14 protein-coding genes are annotated in these 16,288 nt (G+C 45.1%); 7 read left to right on the top strand and 7 right to left on the bottom strand.

Going from position 1 to position 16,288, the window contains the following annotated elements; all coding sequences use genetic code 11:
- Positions 1-297 precede the first annotated feature (297 nt).
- Positions 298-1,338 (bottom strand): fatty acid desaturase, encoded by a 1,041-nt coding sequence (locus tag IM456_RS04135; RefSeq protein ID WP_149987728.1) that lies wholly within the window; start codon positions 1,336-1,338, stop codon positions 298-300.
- Between the two features lie 515 nt (positions 1,339-1,853).
- A complete protein-coding gene (locus IM456_RS04130; RefSeq protein WP_149987727.1) occupies positions 1,854-2,768 on the bottom strand; it encodes a Sll0314/Alr1548 family TPR repeat-containing protein in 915 nt (304 codons plus the stop codon).
- 85 nt (positions 2,769-2,853) lie between these two features.
- On the opposite strand from IM456_RS04130, the gene IM456_RS04125 reads away from it, so the two are divergent.
- Positions 2,854-3,501, top strand: a complete 648-nt coding sequence (locus tag IM456_RS04125) for an ABC transporter ATP-binding protein (protein ID WP_287693155.1) — start codon at positions 2,854-2,856, stop codon at positions 3,499-3,501.
- A gap of 101 nt (positions 3,502-3,602) precedes the next feature.
- Complete coding sequence (gene rsmG, locus IM456_RS04120; protein WP_149987725.1) at positions 3,603-4,280, top strand: 16S rRNA (guanine(527)-N(7))-methyltransferase RsmG; 678 nt, start codon at positions 3,603-3,605, stop codon at positions 4,278-4,280.
- A gap of 2 nt (positions 4,281-4,282) precedes the next feature.
- Here rsmG and cax read toward each other — a convergent pair whose 3' ends face one another.
- The 3 genes from cax to IM456_RS04105 all read right to left on the bottom strand — a co-directional run bounded on the left by cax (position 4,283) and on the right by IM456_RS04105 (position 7,664).
- A complete protein-coding gene (cax, locus tag IM456_RS04115; RefSeq protein WP_149987724.1) occupies positions 4,283-5,371 on the bottom strand; it encodes a calcium/proton exchanger in 1,089 nt (362 codons plus the stop codon).
- 27 nt (positions 5,372-5,398) lie between these two features.
- Positions 5,399-6,022 carry a YdcF family protein gene (locus tag IM456_RS04110; RefSeq protein ID WP_149987723.1) on the bottom strand — a complete coding sequence of 208 codons (624 nt, stop codon included), beginning with the start codon at positions 6,020-6,022 and terminating at the stop codon, positions 5,399-5,401.
- A gap of 157 nt (positions 6,023-6,179) precedes the next feature.
- A complete protein-coding gene (locus IM456_RS04105) occupies positions 6,180-7,664 on the bottom strand; it encodes a site-2 protease family protein (protein WP_149987722.1) in 1,485 nt (494 codons plus the stop codon).
- 104 nt (positions 7,665-7,768) lie between these two features.
- Between IM456_RS04105 and IM456_RS04100 the strand changes: the two genes are divergently transcribed.
- Together IM456_RS04100 and thiL are read left to right on the top strand one after the other, a co-directional pair.
- Positions 7,769-8,440 carry an MBL fold metallo-hydrolase gene (locus IM456_RS04100; protein ID WP_287693156.1) on the top strand — a complete coding sequence of 224 codons (672 nt, stop codon included), beginning with the start codon at positions 7,769-7,771 and terminating at the stop codon, positions 8,438-8,440.
- A 39-nt stretch (positions 8,441-8,479) separates the two neighbouring features.
- Positions 8,480-9,448, top strand: coding sequence for a thiamine-phosphate kinase (gene thiL / locus IM456_RS04095; protein ID WP_287693157.1), 969 nt, complete (start codon positions 8,480-8,482; stop codon positions 9,446-9,448).
- Positions 9,449-9,451: 3 nt separating this feature from the next.
- Here thiL and ffh read toward each other — a convergent pair whose 3' ends face one another.
- Both ffh and IM456_RS04085 read right to left on the bottom strand, forming a co-directional pair.
- Positions 9,452-10,888 carry a signal recognition particle protein gene (ffh, locus tag IM456_RS04090; protein WP_004268212.1) on the bottom strand — a complete coding sequence of 479 codons (1,437 nt, stop codon included), beginning with the start codon at positions 10,886-10,888 and terminating at the stop codon, positions 9,452-9,454.
- Positions 10,889-11,058: 170 nt separating this feature from the next.
- Complete coding sequence (locus IM456_RS04085) at positions 11,059-11,475, bottom strand: hypothetical protein (RefSeq protein ID WP_149987718.1); 417 nt, start codon at positions 11,473-11,475, stop codon at positions 11,059-11,061.
- 84 nt (positions 11,476-11,559) lie between these two features.
- On the opposite strand from IM456_RS04085, the gene hslO reads away from it, so the two are divergent.
- From hslO to IM456_RS04070, 3 genes are all read left to right on the top strand, one after another.
- Positions 11,560-12,474 carry an Hsp33 family molecular chaperone HslO gene (gene hslO, locus IM456_RS04080; protein WP_149987717.1) on the top strand — a complete coding sequence of 305 codons (915 nt, stop codon included), beginning with the start codon at positions 11,560-11,562 and terminating at the stop codon, positions 12,472-12,474.
- A 63-nt stretch (positions 12,475-12,537) separates the two neighbouring features.
- Entirely contained in the window at positions 12,538-14,493 is a 1,956-nt protein-coding gene (locus IM456_RS04075) for a chromosome segregation ATPase (RefSeq protein WP_287693158.1), read from the top strand.
- Positions 14,494-14,929: 436 nt separating this feature from the next.
- Entirely contained in the window at positions 14,930-16,141 is a 1,212-nt protein-coding gene (locus IM456_RS04070) for a pentapeptide repeat-containing protein (protein ID WP_502845908.1), read from the top strand.
- Positions 16,142-16,288: the final 147 nt, after the last annotated feature.

The raw sequence follows: 16,288 nt of genomic DNA, 5'->3' as shown, positions 1-16,288 counted from the left end.
TGAATAAATCTAAAAACCTTGTTGGATAAGGCTTTTAGACTTTTTTGACCTCAAAAAGTGCCGACCATTGGAGGGATCGGGGGTAAAATTCAGGTACTTTTTCCCTGAAAATTAGGTAGTTGACCACCTGAAAATCGGTAAAACCCTACACCCCACACCCCACACCCCACACCCTGCCCCCAAGAAAAACTTTTTGCCGCAAACCCTATTTAATACTGTCACTTCAAACTCAAATCTGATCACTGATAACTTACCCACTGATAACTGATAACTGATCACTGATAACTGATAACTGATTTAACCGCCGCTTTCCTTAAAGGTTTTGTAGGCGGTTTCGGAGTCGAAAATATGGCAATAATCAACAATTCGCTTCATTAATGCCCAAGAAAACTCGGTTTCTTTCAGGTGACTACCCCAATTTTCTTTGAGACTAGCGTGAACTTTGCGGAGGTTATAGGAAGGAATCGCCGTCGAGATATGATGGGGGATATGGACATTAATATCGTGACAGAGAATTTCTACCCAACGGGGATAGCTACAGTGAACTGTCCCTTCTAGTTGCGCTAAAGCTTGATTCCAGTCTTCGGGATGGAAAAATTGAATATCGGGGTCCGTGTGATGGACAAGGGTAAAGGTACTCATCCAAAAATGATAGACAAACCAAGGTACCACCCAAAATTTAACCAATCCCCAGACACCAGTATAGAAAATGAGGGTTGGGAAAAAAATAGCGGCAAAAACTAGGACGACAATCATCGAAAAGCGGGCTTTTTCCCGTTCGTTCTCCTTGAATTGTTCGATATTGAAGTGTAGAATAGCCCAGTGGGCGATCGAACCGAGCCACCAGAAACGTCCGCGAATGCCGCGATAAAAGAGACGCACTAAGGGATTAGCCGAGTTAAAAGCTTCTAATTCCCACGGATCCCAAGCATTATCTATAGTTACCATGTTAGTTTTAGCATGATGGCGATCGTGCAGGAAACGCCAGCAGTGGAAGGGATAGATAAGCGGTAAGAGGAAAATATGACCGACAAGATCATTAACCCAGGGTCGATTGGAAAAAGACCGATGACCGCAATCATGCGCGATCACAAAGAATCCCGTTAAAGCTGTACCCGTGAAAATCCAAGCTAAAGGCAGTAAATACCAGGGAGAATAAACTAGCATTGCATAACCGGCAATGACCGCCAAAATATTCGTAATCACTCCAAACCAAGCTTTAACTGGGTCTTTCTGGAAATATTCTTTGGGAATGCTTTTAATAATATCTTTCAGTTTAAAGTCTGGCTCGATCGAGGTGATCAACTCCCCATGCAATTTATCCGTCGTTGCCGTCATGAAATCTCCAATTACACTTAGGTGAACCCTTGACAAGAAATCAGCTAGGAGGTTTGGCTAAATTCTGCTCCCTACCACAAGCCATCTTTTTTGTCAATATATTTTTAACTTTAATTAATAAACTTCCGCGAAGCTTAATAATCCTTTACTTTATATACCATAAGAGGAGATTTTCTGTTTTGGCAAAATTTGACGGCGGGTGCATCTCATTTTTGTAAATCTACCAATTGGGATTTTTACGGGAAAACTCTCGGCTAAAATCGGGCATTACTTCCGATTTTATCACTCAATCCCAGCTTTTGGGGGGTAGAACCCCCCAAACCCCCCGCGCATTAGCTTTTCGGTGAGATGCTTACACGCAGCTGCTGATACATTTGTCATCATCTAAGAGTCACTGACAATTCCTGATTGTCGGTATTCCTGCAAATGTGAGATGCACCCTTGACGGCTGCCTATTGCCTTCAAAAACTGATAACTGATAAAAAAAACAAATATTGACTATTTTTAGGCATTTTTTAACGATTAGCGGTGCTTTCTAGGGATTTAATCTCCTCCTGTACCTTACGGTGTTCGCGATTTAACTGTTTTTTAACTGATTCGGGGAGTTGTTCCTGTTTTTTCAGGGCATTATTAAAGTAATCTAATGCCAGTTTCAAAGAGCCGGTATTTTTATCCGTATTGCCTTGAATTCTCAGGATTTGACCCTTCAGATACATCAATTCTGGATTATCGGGGGTCGCTTCCAGAGCGTTATCGATAAACTGCAAAGCCTGATCATACTGCTTTAAATCCCGGTAAGCTAGAGCTATACCTCGATCAACCAAGTAATCAGGACTTCCGTAGGTTTCTAGCCGTTGAATTGCCTCTTGGGGACTAGAAAAGGGCAGATTAACCGCTAAAATCAAATCCATATAACCCTTTAACAGGTTCAATTCTGGATCCGTAGGATTAACCTTTTCTGCGGTTTCCAAATACTGAAACACCTGTTGTAATCTGGGGATAGCCGATACTGCTCCTTCGGTTTGAAAAACGTAGGTTCCCTCTAAAAAACTCCCCACTGCGAGATACAAATTTCCCCTTAAAGGGTCGCTGGCCTGCATTTGCTTGGCCGCTTCCTTAGTTTTCTCGGAGTAGGTTTTTAGGGTGTTCCAATCCTGGTCGGTAAAAGCAAGAGAGGCACGCATAGCATGGGACAAAGGTTCTTGGGGTTCCTTTTCTGTGGCCTCAACAATTAATTTTTTTGCCTCTAGATAGTTACCTTGTTTAAAAATAGCGTTAAAAGCGGCCTCGGTCTTATCGCCAATCGGTCGGGGATTGTTTTTGCGGAAAGGATCTCCGGCTAAACCGGGACCAATCCAGTTAACCATTACCATAACAGCCAGCGAAGCACCGATCGCCATTTTTTGGGTTAAACCTAACCTCAGCACCATGGTTAAAAGTCTCCTTGAGCGAATGAAAAAATCTGTCACAATAGAAACGAGTTTCTAGACTTAATTTCCAGTTATTTTCCTGTCAATGCTTTATCTCAAAGATGTGGTTTATCATCCTCCCGCTGCTCTCAATCCCATTTTACAGGGGATTAATCTCCAATTAGCCCCCCAAGAATTAGGTCTGATTGTTGGCCCCAGTGGTTCCGGAAAAACGACTCTTTTGGAAATTCTAGCAGGCTTTGCCGATAAAACAGCAGGGACAATTCACTGGCGCGACCAAGAATTAACGGTACTGCATCTGCAACAATTAGGAGGAATCGTTTTTCAGTTTCCCGAACGTCATTTTTGCGGTAAAACCATCCTTGAGGAGTTGCGTCTCGGTCATCCGGAGATTAAAAGCGATCGCCTAACGGCGGCCTTAAAGGAGGTAGGATTAGAAAATATTCCTCTGGATACTTCTCCCCACAATCTTAGTGGGGGTCAACAGCGTCGTTTATCCCTCGCTGTCCAGTTAATCCGGCAGCCTAATCTGTTACTTCTCGATGAACCTACGGCCGGTTTAGATTGGTCTATGCGTCGTCAATTGGCTAAACTTCTCGCTAGTCTCAAACAACACTGGACTTTATTAGTAGTTAGTCACGATGCCGGAGAATTATTGCCTATTGCTGACCGCCACTGGAAAATTGAACAAGGACATTTGAGGGAAGTAAAAAATGAAAAAACAGATAGTTGAGGTTTTAGGGTTTTGGGGTTTTTAGTTGAAATTTCCCCACTCCCCTCATACCTGATGACTGATAACTGATAACTGATAACTGATAACTGATAACTGAATTAATGATCCTTCCTGAATTATTTGACCTTTGGCAAGAAACCCTAGAATGGCAACCCGATGGGGCCCAACAAGCGCGATTTCAACAACTTTATGAGTTGATTTTAGAGGGTAATCAACGTTTTAATCTCACCCGAATTACCCAACCAGAGGAGTTTTGGGAAAAACATCTTTGGGATTCTTTATCGGGTTTAGCTTGGTTACAAAAATCCCAGCCAGATCTATTGACAAAATCCCTATCAGTTATTGATTTGGGGACTGGGGCCGGGTTTCCGGGGGTGCCAATTGCGATCGCCTATACCCATTGGTCGGTGACTCTCTTGGATTCCACCCAAAAAAAGATTAATTTTCTTGAAGAAGTTATTGACAAATTAGAGTTAAATAACACGAAAACTCGTTTAGGTCGGGCGGAAATCGTCGGGAAAAACCCTAAACATAACTGTGCTTACGATATCGTCTGTTTGCGTGCGGTAGCTAATGTGGATATCTGTGTTAACTATGCTTTGCCTTTCCTGAAAAAGACCGGAATCGCTATTCTCTATCGTGGTCAGTGGTCCGCGCAGGATAGTTTAAGTTTAGAGGAGAATCTAGGGAAAGCTGGCGGTAAAATCCTCGAAATTGCCAGTTTTACCACTCCCTTAAGCGAAAGCGTCCGTCATTGTCTATATATCTGCAAGGGATAACTCTAAGCGGTGAGAGGATGGAAAAAGAAAGCCAAGGCCAGGATAGTATATGTAGCTAATAGTAACATTCCTTCCAACCAATTCGATCGCCCATCACTACTAATCGAATTAGCTAACCACACCGCTACAGCCACTGCCACTAACTCAAAGGGATTAAAATTTAGATCCATGGGCTGACCGATAATATAACCCATGATAACCAAAACCGGAGCCACAAACAGGGCGATCTGCATACTGGAACCGACGGCCACAGATACCGATAGATCCATTTTATTCTTAAGGGCGACGGTGACGGCCGTAGCGTGTTCGGCTGCATTACCGATAATAGGCAAAAGAATCACCCCGGTAAACAGCGCCGTTAAACCTAGCTGTTCCGTAGCCTCCTCTAGGGATGCCACCAATAACTCCGATTCTACGGCCACGGCGATAGTAACGATCAATAAAATCAAAGACCAAAACCAGACTTTCGGCCTTGCGGGGTTTTCTCCGGTACTTTCCTCCTCGATACCGGCAACCCCGACATCGTAGAGATAGGTGTGGGTTTTCATGGAAAATAAGAGACTTAAACCATAGACGAAAATTAACACCGCTGCCACGGCCACGGATAGACGTTGCAGGACTGCTTCCCCGACTCCCGTGGAGGTAAATTCCACGGCAGTGGGTAAAAGAATCGCCACCACCGCCAAATTCATGGCTGAGGCATTTAAACGGGCAGTTATCGGTTGAAATTCCTGTTCTTTGAAGCGTAAACCGCCTAAAAACATCGATAATCCCATAACTAAGAGTAAATTACCGATAATTGAGCCAGTAATCGTCGCTTTTACCACATCGATGAACCCTTCCCGCAAAGCGACATAGGCAAGAATTAATTCTGTGGCATTGCCAAAAGTAGCATTCATCAAACCGCCAATATTTGGCCCAACCACCACCGCAATCGCTTCGGTGGCTTCCCCCATGTAGGCTGCTAGGGGGATAATAGCTAGACAAGCGGTGATAAAAACTACCGTTCCGCCCCAGTGTAACAGGGAACCGGCGATCGATAGCGGCACAAAAATCAATAAGATGGCGAAAATGGTATTTTTGCTTAACATAAAGTGGGTAATTTTGTCAAGATAATTTTATTTTGATCGGAGATGGGAACTAGAATCGGATTCTAGCCAAAATTCCCCAGTAGAACCGGTTATTATCCATAATATTGCCCTAAAACCGTCTCTGAGCGACTTTTCTAGGGGTTCGGGGTGTGATTGGGAGGGAACAGTCACCGGTTTAATCACGATTCCACGACTACCAAAAACAATTTCTCCCACTAATCGCGCCCTTCTCATGTGATTATCGGAAGTGACTAGATAGACACTATCAATACCTTGGGCTTTCAGTTGATCGGCTAGGCTAGTAAAGTTAGTGACAGTATCTCGCGCATTGTAATCGAGATGGAGACGTTCTGGGGGAATTCCCGCTTTTTTAAAAATCTTTCTCACATATCGTCGCGGACTACCGGAAGACACCCAAATCGGTAGATCGGGATATTCCTTAGCCAATTTTGCCGCAAAACGTTCTCGATCGGCATGACCTCCCAAAACAAAAATCGCTTCCGGTTTTACCCACCGGTAACGTAAATCGTGGTATAACCAGCCTAAAATCGCCAAAATTAGCGGAATAGCCAGCCATTTTAACCTAGATTTGCCTAACTTCGCTTTCAGAGAAACTCGCTTTTTTCCCCGAGAATTAGCCTTGAGAACCATATATCAGTGATCGGTGATCAGTTGTCAGCCTTCAGCTTTGTGGATTAAAGTGATCGAGGATGAGGGTCATCGAACTCACATTGACGTAGGAGATAGGGATTTTATTCCCCAACTGACCGATAATTTTCCTGGAACTCGGGTTGATTGATGCGGTCGCTTACATCCCCCACCAACGGGCCACCGCTTCGGGAAGGGGTAGCAAAATACTTAATAACAAAGCCAGGGAAAATAGGCCTAATAAATCTCGTTTATTATCCAATTCGGTGACATCATTTAAAGCAGGTTGATCGCTGACTGGCATTAATAAGAGGATAATCGCCCAGAGTAAAAAATCTGGTTGCACTAGGGCTAAAATAAACATGAATAATCGAGTTAATTGACCGATAATTATGGCGGTTTTCTGCCCATACATGGCGTGAACAATATGACCACCATCCAATTGACCCACGGGCATTAAATTTAGGGCTGTAACGATAATTCCCACATAACCAGCTACCGCTAAAGGATGTAAATGGATGGCTTTTCCCGCGATTAAATTACTGCCGAGAGCTAGTTTAGCTACGATAGACAAGAAAAAAGAAAACTGCGGATTTAAGGCCTGAAAATTTAATAAACTGCTTTGATCAGTTAAGGGAACTATTTCCGAGAGGGACAACCCCCAAAACAGTAGAGGAATAGCGATAATTATACCCCCCAACGGACCAGCCACTGCCACATCAAATAAAGCTTTGCGGGTGGGTACAGGCGATCGCATTTGAATGAAAGCCCCGAAGGTGCCGAGGAAGAAAGGAATGGGGATAAAATAGGGCAAAGTAGTTTTAATTTTATATTTAACTGCTGTCAAATAATGACTGAATTCGTGCAGTCCTAAAATAGCAATTAAGCCTAAACTGTACGGTAAACCTTGCAATAATAAACTAGAATTATTTTCTAATTGTTGGGTCGTAATGCCACTTAATCCCGCACCGATGACCGTGGTGGTTAAGATAGTTAATAACAATAAACCCAGGGCAAGAAAGGGGCGAGTAACTTTTTCAGTTTCTATGGTTTCTGTTTTTTGCTGCCAGGGATTAGCCACAAGAGCGAAAAAAGGTTGTCCCTGAAAACTTTCTTGGAAAAGCAATAAAAAGCGATCACCAAAAACCTTCTCCACATTGTTTTTAATCACTTGATAAGCTTCTTCGGGAACCGCTCGCAATTTGCCCCGACAGAGAATTGCTTGGGGACGATAATCGATATTTTGCAGATAATAAATCCCCCAAGGAAAACAATCTCGTAGGGATTTTTCCTCTTCGGCAGTGATCGGTTTTAAATCATTTTTAGGGGCGGGATTATCGATATTTTCTAGGACTAAATTCGCTGTTTCCGGTGATGATGGGGGGCTTTCTTGGGGAGTAACCCGACCCTTATGTACTAGCCACCAATACAAAAAAGGGCAGATCACAAAAGGGCCGATCAGCAAAAATGCCGGCATGGGGGTATCCTCTCCATAGATTAACGTCCAGCCGGTCCAAATAAGAGCCGGAGTCATCAGGACTAACCAAATTAACCATATTGGTGTTGTCGTGATTTTGGCCACGCTACGCTTGACGATAAAATAGGTGAAACCGCCCAGAATCCCTAATAACAACCACATTTCCATATCGGCTCTTTTCTCTTGAGTAAAAGGCGGCTAATTTCAGCCCGCCCGGTCATCGATCGTGCTAGATTGTAAACCGCATTGATTGTGATTTGGATAGGCAAACCATGCGATCGGAAACCGAATCGTCTCCTTTAGAGGTTAGCAAAACCACAAAACCCCCTCGATTAATTCTAGAAGGTTTATACGCTTTCTCGCCTAATCGGGAAACCCTAGGGGGAACCTCTTATCTTATTGTAGAAAATACCGGCAATATTCTGGTGGATTGTCCTAGCTGCGACGAGAGCGAGCGGGATTTTCTCCGAGAAAAGGGAGTCCGTTACTTATTTTTTACCCATCGCGGGGGTCAGGGTAAACAGAGCGATTCTTTGCAAAGTTTACTTGATTGTGAGATTATTCTACAGGAACAGGAAGCCTATCTGCTTCCTCACCGTCAAATTACCGTTTTTCAGCAGCAAATCCAGTTATCTCCCACTTGTAGCGGTTTTTGGACTCCTGGCCATTCTCCCGGCTCCTCCTGTCTCTACTGGCAGCGTCACGGGGGGGTTTTATTTACCGGTCGCCATCTTCTCCCCGACACCAAGGGTCAACCGCAACCCCTACAGACCGCGAAAACTTTCCACTGGCTGCGGCAATTGCGATCGCAAGAGGCCATTTTAGACCGTTTTAGCCCAGAAACCCTCTCTTATCTTTGTCCGGGAGCTAATATCGGCTTTCTGCGCGGTCGGGGAATTATCGATCGCGCCTACGAAAAAATCAGCGCCAATCCTCTTAACTAAAGACTTTTTAGAAGCTGCATCGTTCAATTCCCAGAAATTATGAATTTAACCGTTAAAGATTTGGGTGAACAGGGATTGCTACCGATTCTGCAAAAATATTGTCCTGCGGAGATTATCGGTGATGATGGGGCGATTTTATCGATCAAAGAGGGTTACTCTCTCGTCGTCACCACTGATGTTTTAGTTAATAACGTCCACTTTAGCGATCTTACCACCTCTCCCGAAGATGTGGGCTGGCGAGCGGCGGCGGCTAATTTATCCGATTTAGCGGCTATGGGGGCAGAACCCCTGGGAATTACGGTAGGATTGGCTTTAACTCCCGATCTAGCCATCGATTGGCTAGAAGGACTCTATCGGGGTCTTAGCTCTTGTCTGCAAGTATATCAGACGGCGATCGTTGGTGGCGATGTCTGTCGGGCCACGGAGATTAACATCAGCATCACCGCCCTGGGACAAGTGGCAAAAAATGAAGAAACTAGACGTTTTAACGCAAAAGTTGGCGATAGTATCGTTATTACCGGTTATCACGGTTTATCGCGGGCTGGATTAGAGTTACTCTTTCACCCTGAAACCGGCAGGAATTTAAATTCCGCCCAAAAAAAGCGATTAATCCAAGCCCATCAACGGCCGCGACCGAGACTTGATTGCATACCACATTTACAAAAAATTGTCAAGCAATTTCCCATCGCCGGCATGGATAGCAGTGACGGGTTAGCAGATGCCATCATGCAAATTTGTCGCTGTAGTGGGGTTGGTGCCGAAATCGAGAGGATTCCCCTGCATCCAACCCTGAAAGAATATGTAGGAGCCGAAAAAGCTCTAGAATGGGCTTTATACGGCGGTGAAGACTTTGAGTTAGTTTTGTGTTTGCCCCCGGACAGTGCCAGAGAATTGCTGGAGAAAGTGGGGGAAGAGGGGGCGATAATCGGTCAAATTGTCCCGGGGAAAGAGATAAAATTAGCCGACGGTAGAAACCTCAGTTTAAGCTCCGGATTTCAACATTTTTAGCCTCTATAAATCGCCAAAACCTTTCTTTTTCTTGATTTTCTTCGGTTTTTTCGGGCTGCCACCTTGACCGCGGAACCCCGGTTGATTGCCACCCCCAAACATTCCGCCACCCATCCCGGGCATCCCAGGCATAGCGGGCATTTGTCCCCGTCCCATCTGTTGCATCATCGATCGCATTCTGGTGAAATTAGTAATTAGTTTGTTAACTTCTGTTTCTGGATGTCCCGAACCTTTGGCAATGCGACGACGACGATTAGGAGACTTAGCCAATAAATCGGGGTTAGCGCGTTCCTCCGTGGTCATGGAATTAATCATCGCTTCCGTGCGTTTTAACTCTTTTTCGCCCTTTTCGATGTCTGTCCCGCTCAGTTTGCCCAGACCGGGGATTAACTTCAAGACTCCCCCCAGGGAACCCATATTTTTTAACAGCCGCATCTGTTTGAGGAAGTCATTAAAATCAAACTTAGCCTCTAAAATCTTGGCCTGCATTTTGGCCGCGTCTTCTAGGTCTAACTGTTCCTGAGCTTTTTCCACTAGCGTCAGGACATCACCCATATTGAGGATGCGACTGGCAAGGCGATCGGGATAAAATGGCTCTAAAGCCTCGACTTTTTCGCCAACCCCAACAAATTTAATCGGTTGTCCCGATATTTGCCGCACTGATAGGGCTGCCCCACCGCGAGTATCGCCATCAAGTTTAGTAAGAATTGCCCCCGTGATGCCGATTTGTTGGTGAAAAGTGTTGGTAAGACTGGCCGCTTCCTGACCGGTCATGGCATCCACCACTAATAAAGTGTCGTCGGGCTTGACAATTTTCTTGATTTGTGCTAGTTCGCCCATCATCTGGGTGTCTATCTGCAAACGACCGGCGGTGTCGATGATAACGGTATCTACGCCCAATTCTTTGGCTTTTTCCACACCTTGACGGGCGATATCGACGGGATTAGCCTGAGAACCCATCTCGAAGACGGGAACATTTATCTGTTTACCGAGGGTGATTAATTGGTCAATGGCCGCCGGACGGTAAACATCGGTAGCCACCATCAGGCAGCTTTTGGACTGTTTGCGGAGATATAGGGCTAATTTGGCGGTGGCGGTGGTTTTTCCTGTCCCTTGCAACCCAGCCATTAAAATTACGGTGGGGGGTTTATCGGCCTGAGCTAGGGGAACGTTGCTTTCCCCCATAATTTTGACTAATTCATCATAGACAATTTTGATAAATTGCTGGCCGGGATTGACTCCGGAAATCACTTCAGCGCCGAGGGCTTGTTTTTCGACCTCAGCAATAAATCCCTTGACTACCTGTAGGTTAACATCTGCTTCTAATAAAGCCCGCCGGACTTCTTTGAGGGTTTCTTGTATATTGGCCGAGGAGATTTTATCTTGACCTCGTAATTTTTTCCATGCGTCTTCTAAGCGGTCGGCCAGTGCGTCGAACATAGTTTCGGAATTAAATTTTTAACTAGATCGATTTTATCTCAAATGTCGGGGGAAGACCCCCGTTCTTACCCTGTCATTAGTCTCGGACTTGCATGGTGCGGCCACTCTCCCGGTGTGGGAGAGTGAGCAGCGGGGAGAAACAATCGATAATTGGGTTTTTAAAGTGCGATTTACCTACTAGCCACTCCTAAATCCCGCACTTCTAACTTTTGATTGCTCAAAAATAGTCGTAATTTTAATAAACTGAGAGTTTGACCGAGATTGAGGGGAAGGAGAGAAATGCCTTCTAAACGCGATTGTAACCAACCATCGCCCCAATACCATTCGTGATAGCCATCGATACCTTGACTCAAAAGCAAGCGTAAACACTGGTCATTGGCCAATAAAACCTGATGTTGTACGGGAATTAAACCTAACCAAGAGGTAAAAGTCAAGCCTTCCTCTAATTTATCGGGTAGATTGGGCGAGAGCATTTGCGGCCACAGCCATTGACGGAGATGAGCAGTTTTGAGCAAACTATCCCGGATAGCCTGTTCACTGGCCGAGATTTCGATACGCAGCTGACTTTGTTGAAAATTGCCGAACATATTGTTGTCTGATAATTTTTGTTAAGTTAGTTAAAGAATAACTAAAAATCGGGACAGCGTTTTCCAAGGATAACAGTAAGTAGTATGGCAGATAAATTAATCCGCGCCACGGCCGCCGATGGGGGAATTAGAGTAGTAGGAGTGATTACCACTCGTTTAACCGAAGAAGCCCGCCAAAGACATAAATTATCTAACGTAGCCACCGCCGCTCTCGGTCGCACGATGGCATCGGCTTTACTCTTGGCTTCCAGTTTAAAAAAACCCGGTTCTAGGGTCAATATTCGCATTAAAGGCGACGGCCCCCTGGGGGGTGTTTTAGTTGATGCCGGACTCGATGGCACGGTGCGGGGTTATGTGGACTATCCCCAGGTGGAATTACTCCCCAATGCTCAGGGTAAATTAGATGTGGGTCGCGCGGTGGGTAACAAGGGTTATGTGCGAGTCCTACGGGAAGAAAAAGGCGAGGAGAGAAATGAACTTCAAGAAAGCATCGTCGAGATAGTTTCTGGGGAAGTGGGGGAAGATATCGCCTACTACCTAGACCAATCGGAACAAATTCCCTCCGCTTTGCAAGTGGGGGTTTTTGTCGGTACGACCACAGGAGTAACGGCAGCCGGGGGAATTTTATTACAAGTTCTCTCTAAAGAAGCGTCCCGGGATGAGGTCTTGGTGGCTCGTTTAGAGTCGAGATTGCGAAAATTAACGGGATTTACGCCCCTTTTACGGGCAGGAAAAGGACTAGAAGATATTTTTCAGGAACTTCTCGGAGATATGGGTCTAGAAATTTTTCCGGCTGTGCAGATGCTGCGTTTTGATTGTGATTGTTCTTTTGAACGGGCCCTAGGGGCTTTAAAATTCCTCGGGGTCGATGAATTAAAAGACATTATCGAAAAAGATAAACAAGCGGAAGCCATCTGTGAGTTTTGTCGGGAAGTGTATAATGCCAACGAGACACAATTAATCGAATTAGTCGAGTCTCTACAAGCTGAATCTTGCTGAGAAGTCGGGCAATGAGCGCCATTAAGGTAAAATCTATCTAAAATATCTGTCAGGGAGTCGTGAATGTTTAAAGGAAAAGAATTAACCAAAAATCTAGTCAAACGAGAATCGATTGACTCCCTGACTCGTTGGCCAGAGAAAACTAAATCTTTTCTTTTTCTCTTTTGGTACCGATACCAGCATCGTTTCACTTGGAAAGTTTGGGCGGCTTTATTTGTCGTGGTCTTTGGCGGTGTTGGCTTTCTCGCCACTTGGCAGTTATTAAATATGCAGAAGTCGCCCAATTGCCCAAAAATCTTCTGGCCTATCGCTTCTGCCTCCCTGCGTCTCTACTGCGCTCAACTTTCCGCCGATAGTCGCACCGTGGCAGGTTTACTCGCAGCAATTGCCCTAGTGGAAGCTTTGCCCGATGACCATCCCTTGCGAGCGCAAGTTAATCAACAGGTGGAAGAATGGGCGCGAGATATCCTGAATTTGGCTGAAAAAGACTATCAAGCGGGAAATTTACAGCAAGCGATCGCTAAAGCTCGTCAAATCCCCAATAATATGGCAGTAGCGGCAATTATTGAAGAAAGAATCGCTAAGTGGCAAGGAACTTGGACGGAAGGCAACGAGATATTAAGCAAACTAGAGGAAAATCTCCGCGCTTCCAACTGGAATCAATCTTTCCGTCTAGCGGTGGATTTATTGAACTTAAATAACGAATATTGGGCAACGGTTAAATATAATGAAGCGCTCGCTAAAATTACCGTCGCCCGGGAAGATAGCAGTAAATTAGATAATGCCTTTAATCTCTTTGGCCGGGGCGGTCTCGACAATTGGTTCAAAGTCATCGAAGAAGCTAGAAAAATTCAAGCCAGCAGTTATGCCTATCAGGAGGCAGAAAAATTAATCGGGAAAACCGAGGATAAACTGCAAGAATACGCCGAAAGATTAATTGAGCGGAAGCAATGGCAAGCTCTCCGGGATTTGGCTAACCAAACCCCCAAAGACCTCAAAATTAAAGAAGATGTCACCGATTGGTCTCTCTTGTCCGCAGCGGCCTTAGATGCGGAAGCCGGCACGGTGGAGGGATTGGAAGCTGGCATACTGGGACTAGAACAAATCGACGCTTCTCGACCTCTCCATCAAACGGCCCTAGCTATGAGGGAGCGCTGGCAGTTACAGGTACAGGATCTAAGAATACTGTCCGAGGCTAGAGATTTAGCACAAGCAGGTACGATCGAGCAGTATAGCGCCGCTATCGGGAAAGCGGGCGAGGTTCCCCGTAATAATCCCCTCTGGTCGCAAGCACAGCAGGAAATTGGCTCTTGGAATCGTCAAATACAAGTCATAGAAGACCGGCCGATTTTAGAACGCGCGCGGGAAATTGCTCTCCCCGGCGATATTAATTCCCTCGGTAACGCTATTATTCAGGCGCGGGCAATCGCTAAGAATCGGGCCTTATACCGAGATGCCCAACGGGAAATTGGCGACTGGCAAGTGCGGATTGAACGCATGGAGGATCAACCCATTTTAGATCAGGCTCAAGCTTTGGCCAATCTCAAAGACTATAGCACAGCGATCGAAACTGCCAATCAAATTCCCCCCGGTCGCACTCTTTCCTCGGAAGCTTCCCAAAATATCCGTCGTTGGCGCCGAGAGTTGCGAGCCCGTCAAAATCTCCAGCAGGCTAATCAATTAGCGGCGACGGGAACCGCAGAAGGTTTAACCCGGGCGATTGCTTTAGTTACCAATATTTCCACTAAAACCGATGCGGGTGTGCAACGGACTGAATTGCTGGAACGTTGGAGTTATCAGCTTTTGTCTTTAGCCACGGACCAAGCTAATAATGGTCGTTATCTGGAAGCTATTCGCCTTGCTGAATCCGTATCCCGGGAAAGTACCGCTTACAGTTCGGCTCGCTCCCAAATGCAAGGCTGGCGCAATATTCTCCAACCTCCGGCCCCACCGCCAATAGTTGAATCGACTCCCCTTTCCCCAGAGTCCCCGATAGAAACACCAAGTCCGGGTCAATAATCAGTTTTAGGGGCTGTTTTTGCGGTGGATTGCCCCTAAAAAAGTCCCTCATCCCTATTGGTCTGTCCAGTTAAATCTGTATTATACTAAATCCTGTTTACAAGGTATAGGAGGGCGGGGGAGCGGGGAGAAACAATCCATAACTTGGGAGTTCATCCCACTATTAAAAACCGATTTAGTATAAATTGCCAAAAAATAACCAAAGCTAATTTTAAAAAGATAATAGGTAGGTAGGCGTTAAAAATTATCAGATACCCCCCTTATCAAGGGTGGATTAAGGGTAGGGTTGATTCATGAATCAACCCTACTATGAATTAACCCTAGGGATGAAGGGGGGATAAAGGGGGGATAAATCTTCAATTTAATTATAACCACTTACTTAGGTGTTATGAATTAAATCAATCAATCAAGCAAAAAACAGATGCCCGTAATTTCCATGAAAGCAAGTGAGGTACTGGATTTATATGCCAAAGGGAAACGCAATTTTACCGGAGTAAAATTAAAAGGACAGTGTTTTCACGGAAAGAATTTATCGGGGGCGAATTTTAGTAAAGCGGATCTCCGTGGTACTAATTTTCAAGGGGCTATTTTAGAGGGAACTAAATTTACAGAGGTCAGGGCAGGATTACTAAAGCGCGGTCGGCTACAATTAATCTTAATTTCTTGGTTAATAGCGGCTGTCTGCGGCTTTGTGTGGGGATTAGCTGGTTATTATCTAGCTTTAATGCTGGTGACAGATGTAACCAAATTTAAAATTATTGGTGCGGGTATAATCACGATTTTATCTCTAATTTACGGAATATTTTATCGTCAGCGAGTTGGGGGATTGCCCTTAGTTTTATCCTTGATTGCTGGTCAAGCAATAAGTTTTACCCTAGCAATTTTTATCGGCTTAACTTTAACTTTATTGACGGTAATTATATTGGCTTTTCAAGGAGCATTAGCCGGAATAGCTGCGGTGAATGTAACTTTTTCTATAGCTTTGATGGTTGGGGTTTGTGGTACTTTATTCACCGCTTATCTGGCTTGGTTATCCCTAGAAGAATCGAGAGAAACGATCACGAAATCGATGGCAATTGCTTTTTTAGCCAGTAAAGGTACAAATTTTTTTGGGGCAAATCTGCAAGAAGCTGATTTCACGGGAGCGCAGTTAAAAGCCACTGATTTAAGGGCAAAAGATTTAACTAGAACTCGATTTTATCTGGTATCGGGCATCGAGGGAGCGCGTTGGGAAAAGACAATTCTGGACGAAGTTGCGATGAGAAATCTTCTGGTTACTGGTCAAGGGGAAAATAAAGCTTATATTGGCTATAATTTTCGCGCACTAAATCTTTCCGGGGTTAACTTCAAAAATGCCAATCTGACTAGGGCAAATTTCAGCGAGGCAAATTTAGCCTACGCCAATCTAGAAGGGGCAAATTTAGCCCATAGTAACGTGATGAGAGCCAATTTACAGGGAGCCACCCTGACGGGTGCTTGTATCGAAGCTTGGAAAATCGCCGAAAATACCAATTTAGAAGGGGTTGATTGTGATTATATCTATTTAGTCGAGTGCGAGCGAGAGCGCCGTCCCAGGGAGGGAGAATTTGGGGAGGGGGAATTCCGGCAATTGGCCCTGGAGCAGCGAAAATTGTATATTGACGAATAAGATAACTGCTAGACAAAGCTAAAATTGCGGCGCCGAGGCGGGCAATTAGAGGGATAATAAGACCAACCCCGATCGAGCGGGTGTCAGAGGCGGCGGAGTTACATCCCTCCCGATGCCAAATAAGGTTATTTGCCCTTTTCCCTAACC

It is taken from the genome of Microcystis sp. M079S1 (assembly GCF_020246425.1).
GTDB lineage: Bacteria > Cyanobacteriota > Cyanobacteriia > Cyanobacteriales > Microcystaceae > Microcystis > Microcystis aeruginosa.
Note: the sequence above shows the minus strand (reverse complement) of the source record. Positions and strands in the feature narration are given on the sequence as shown.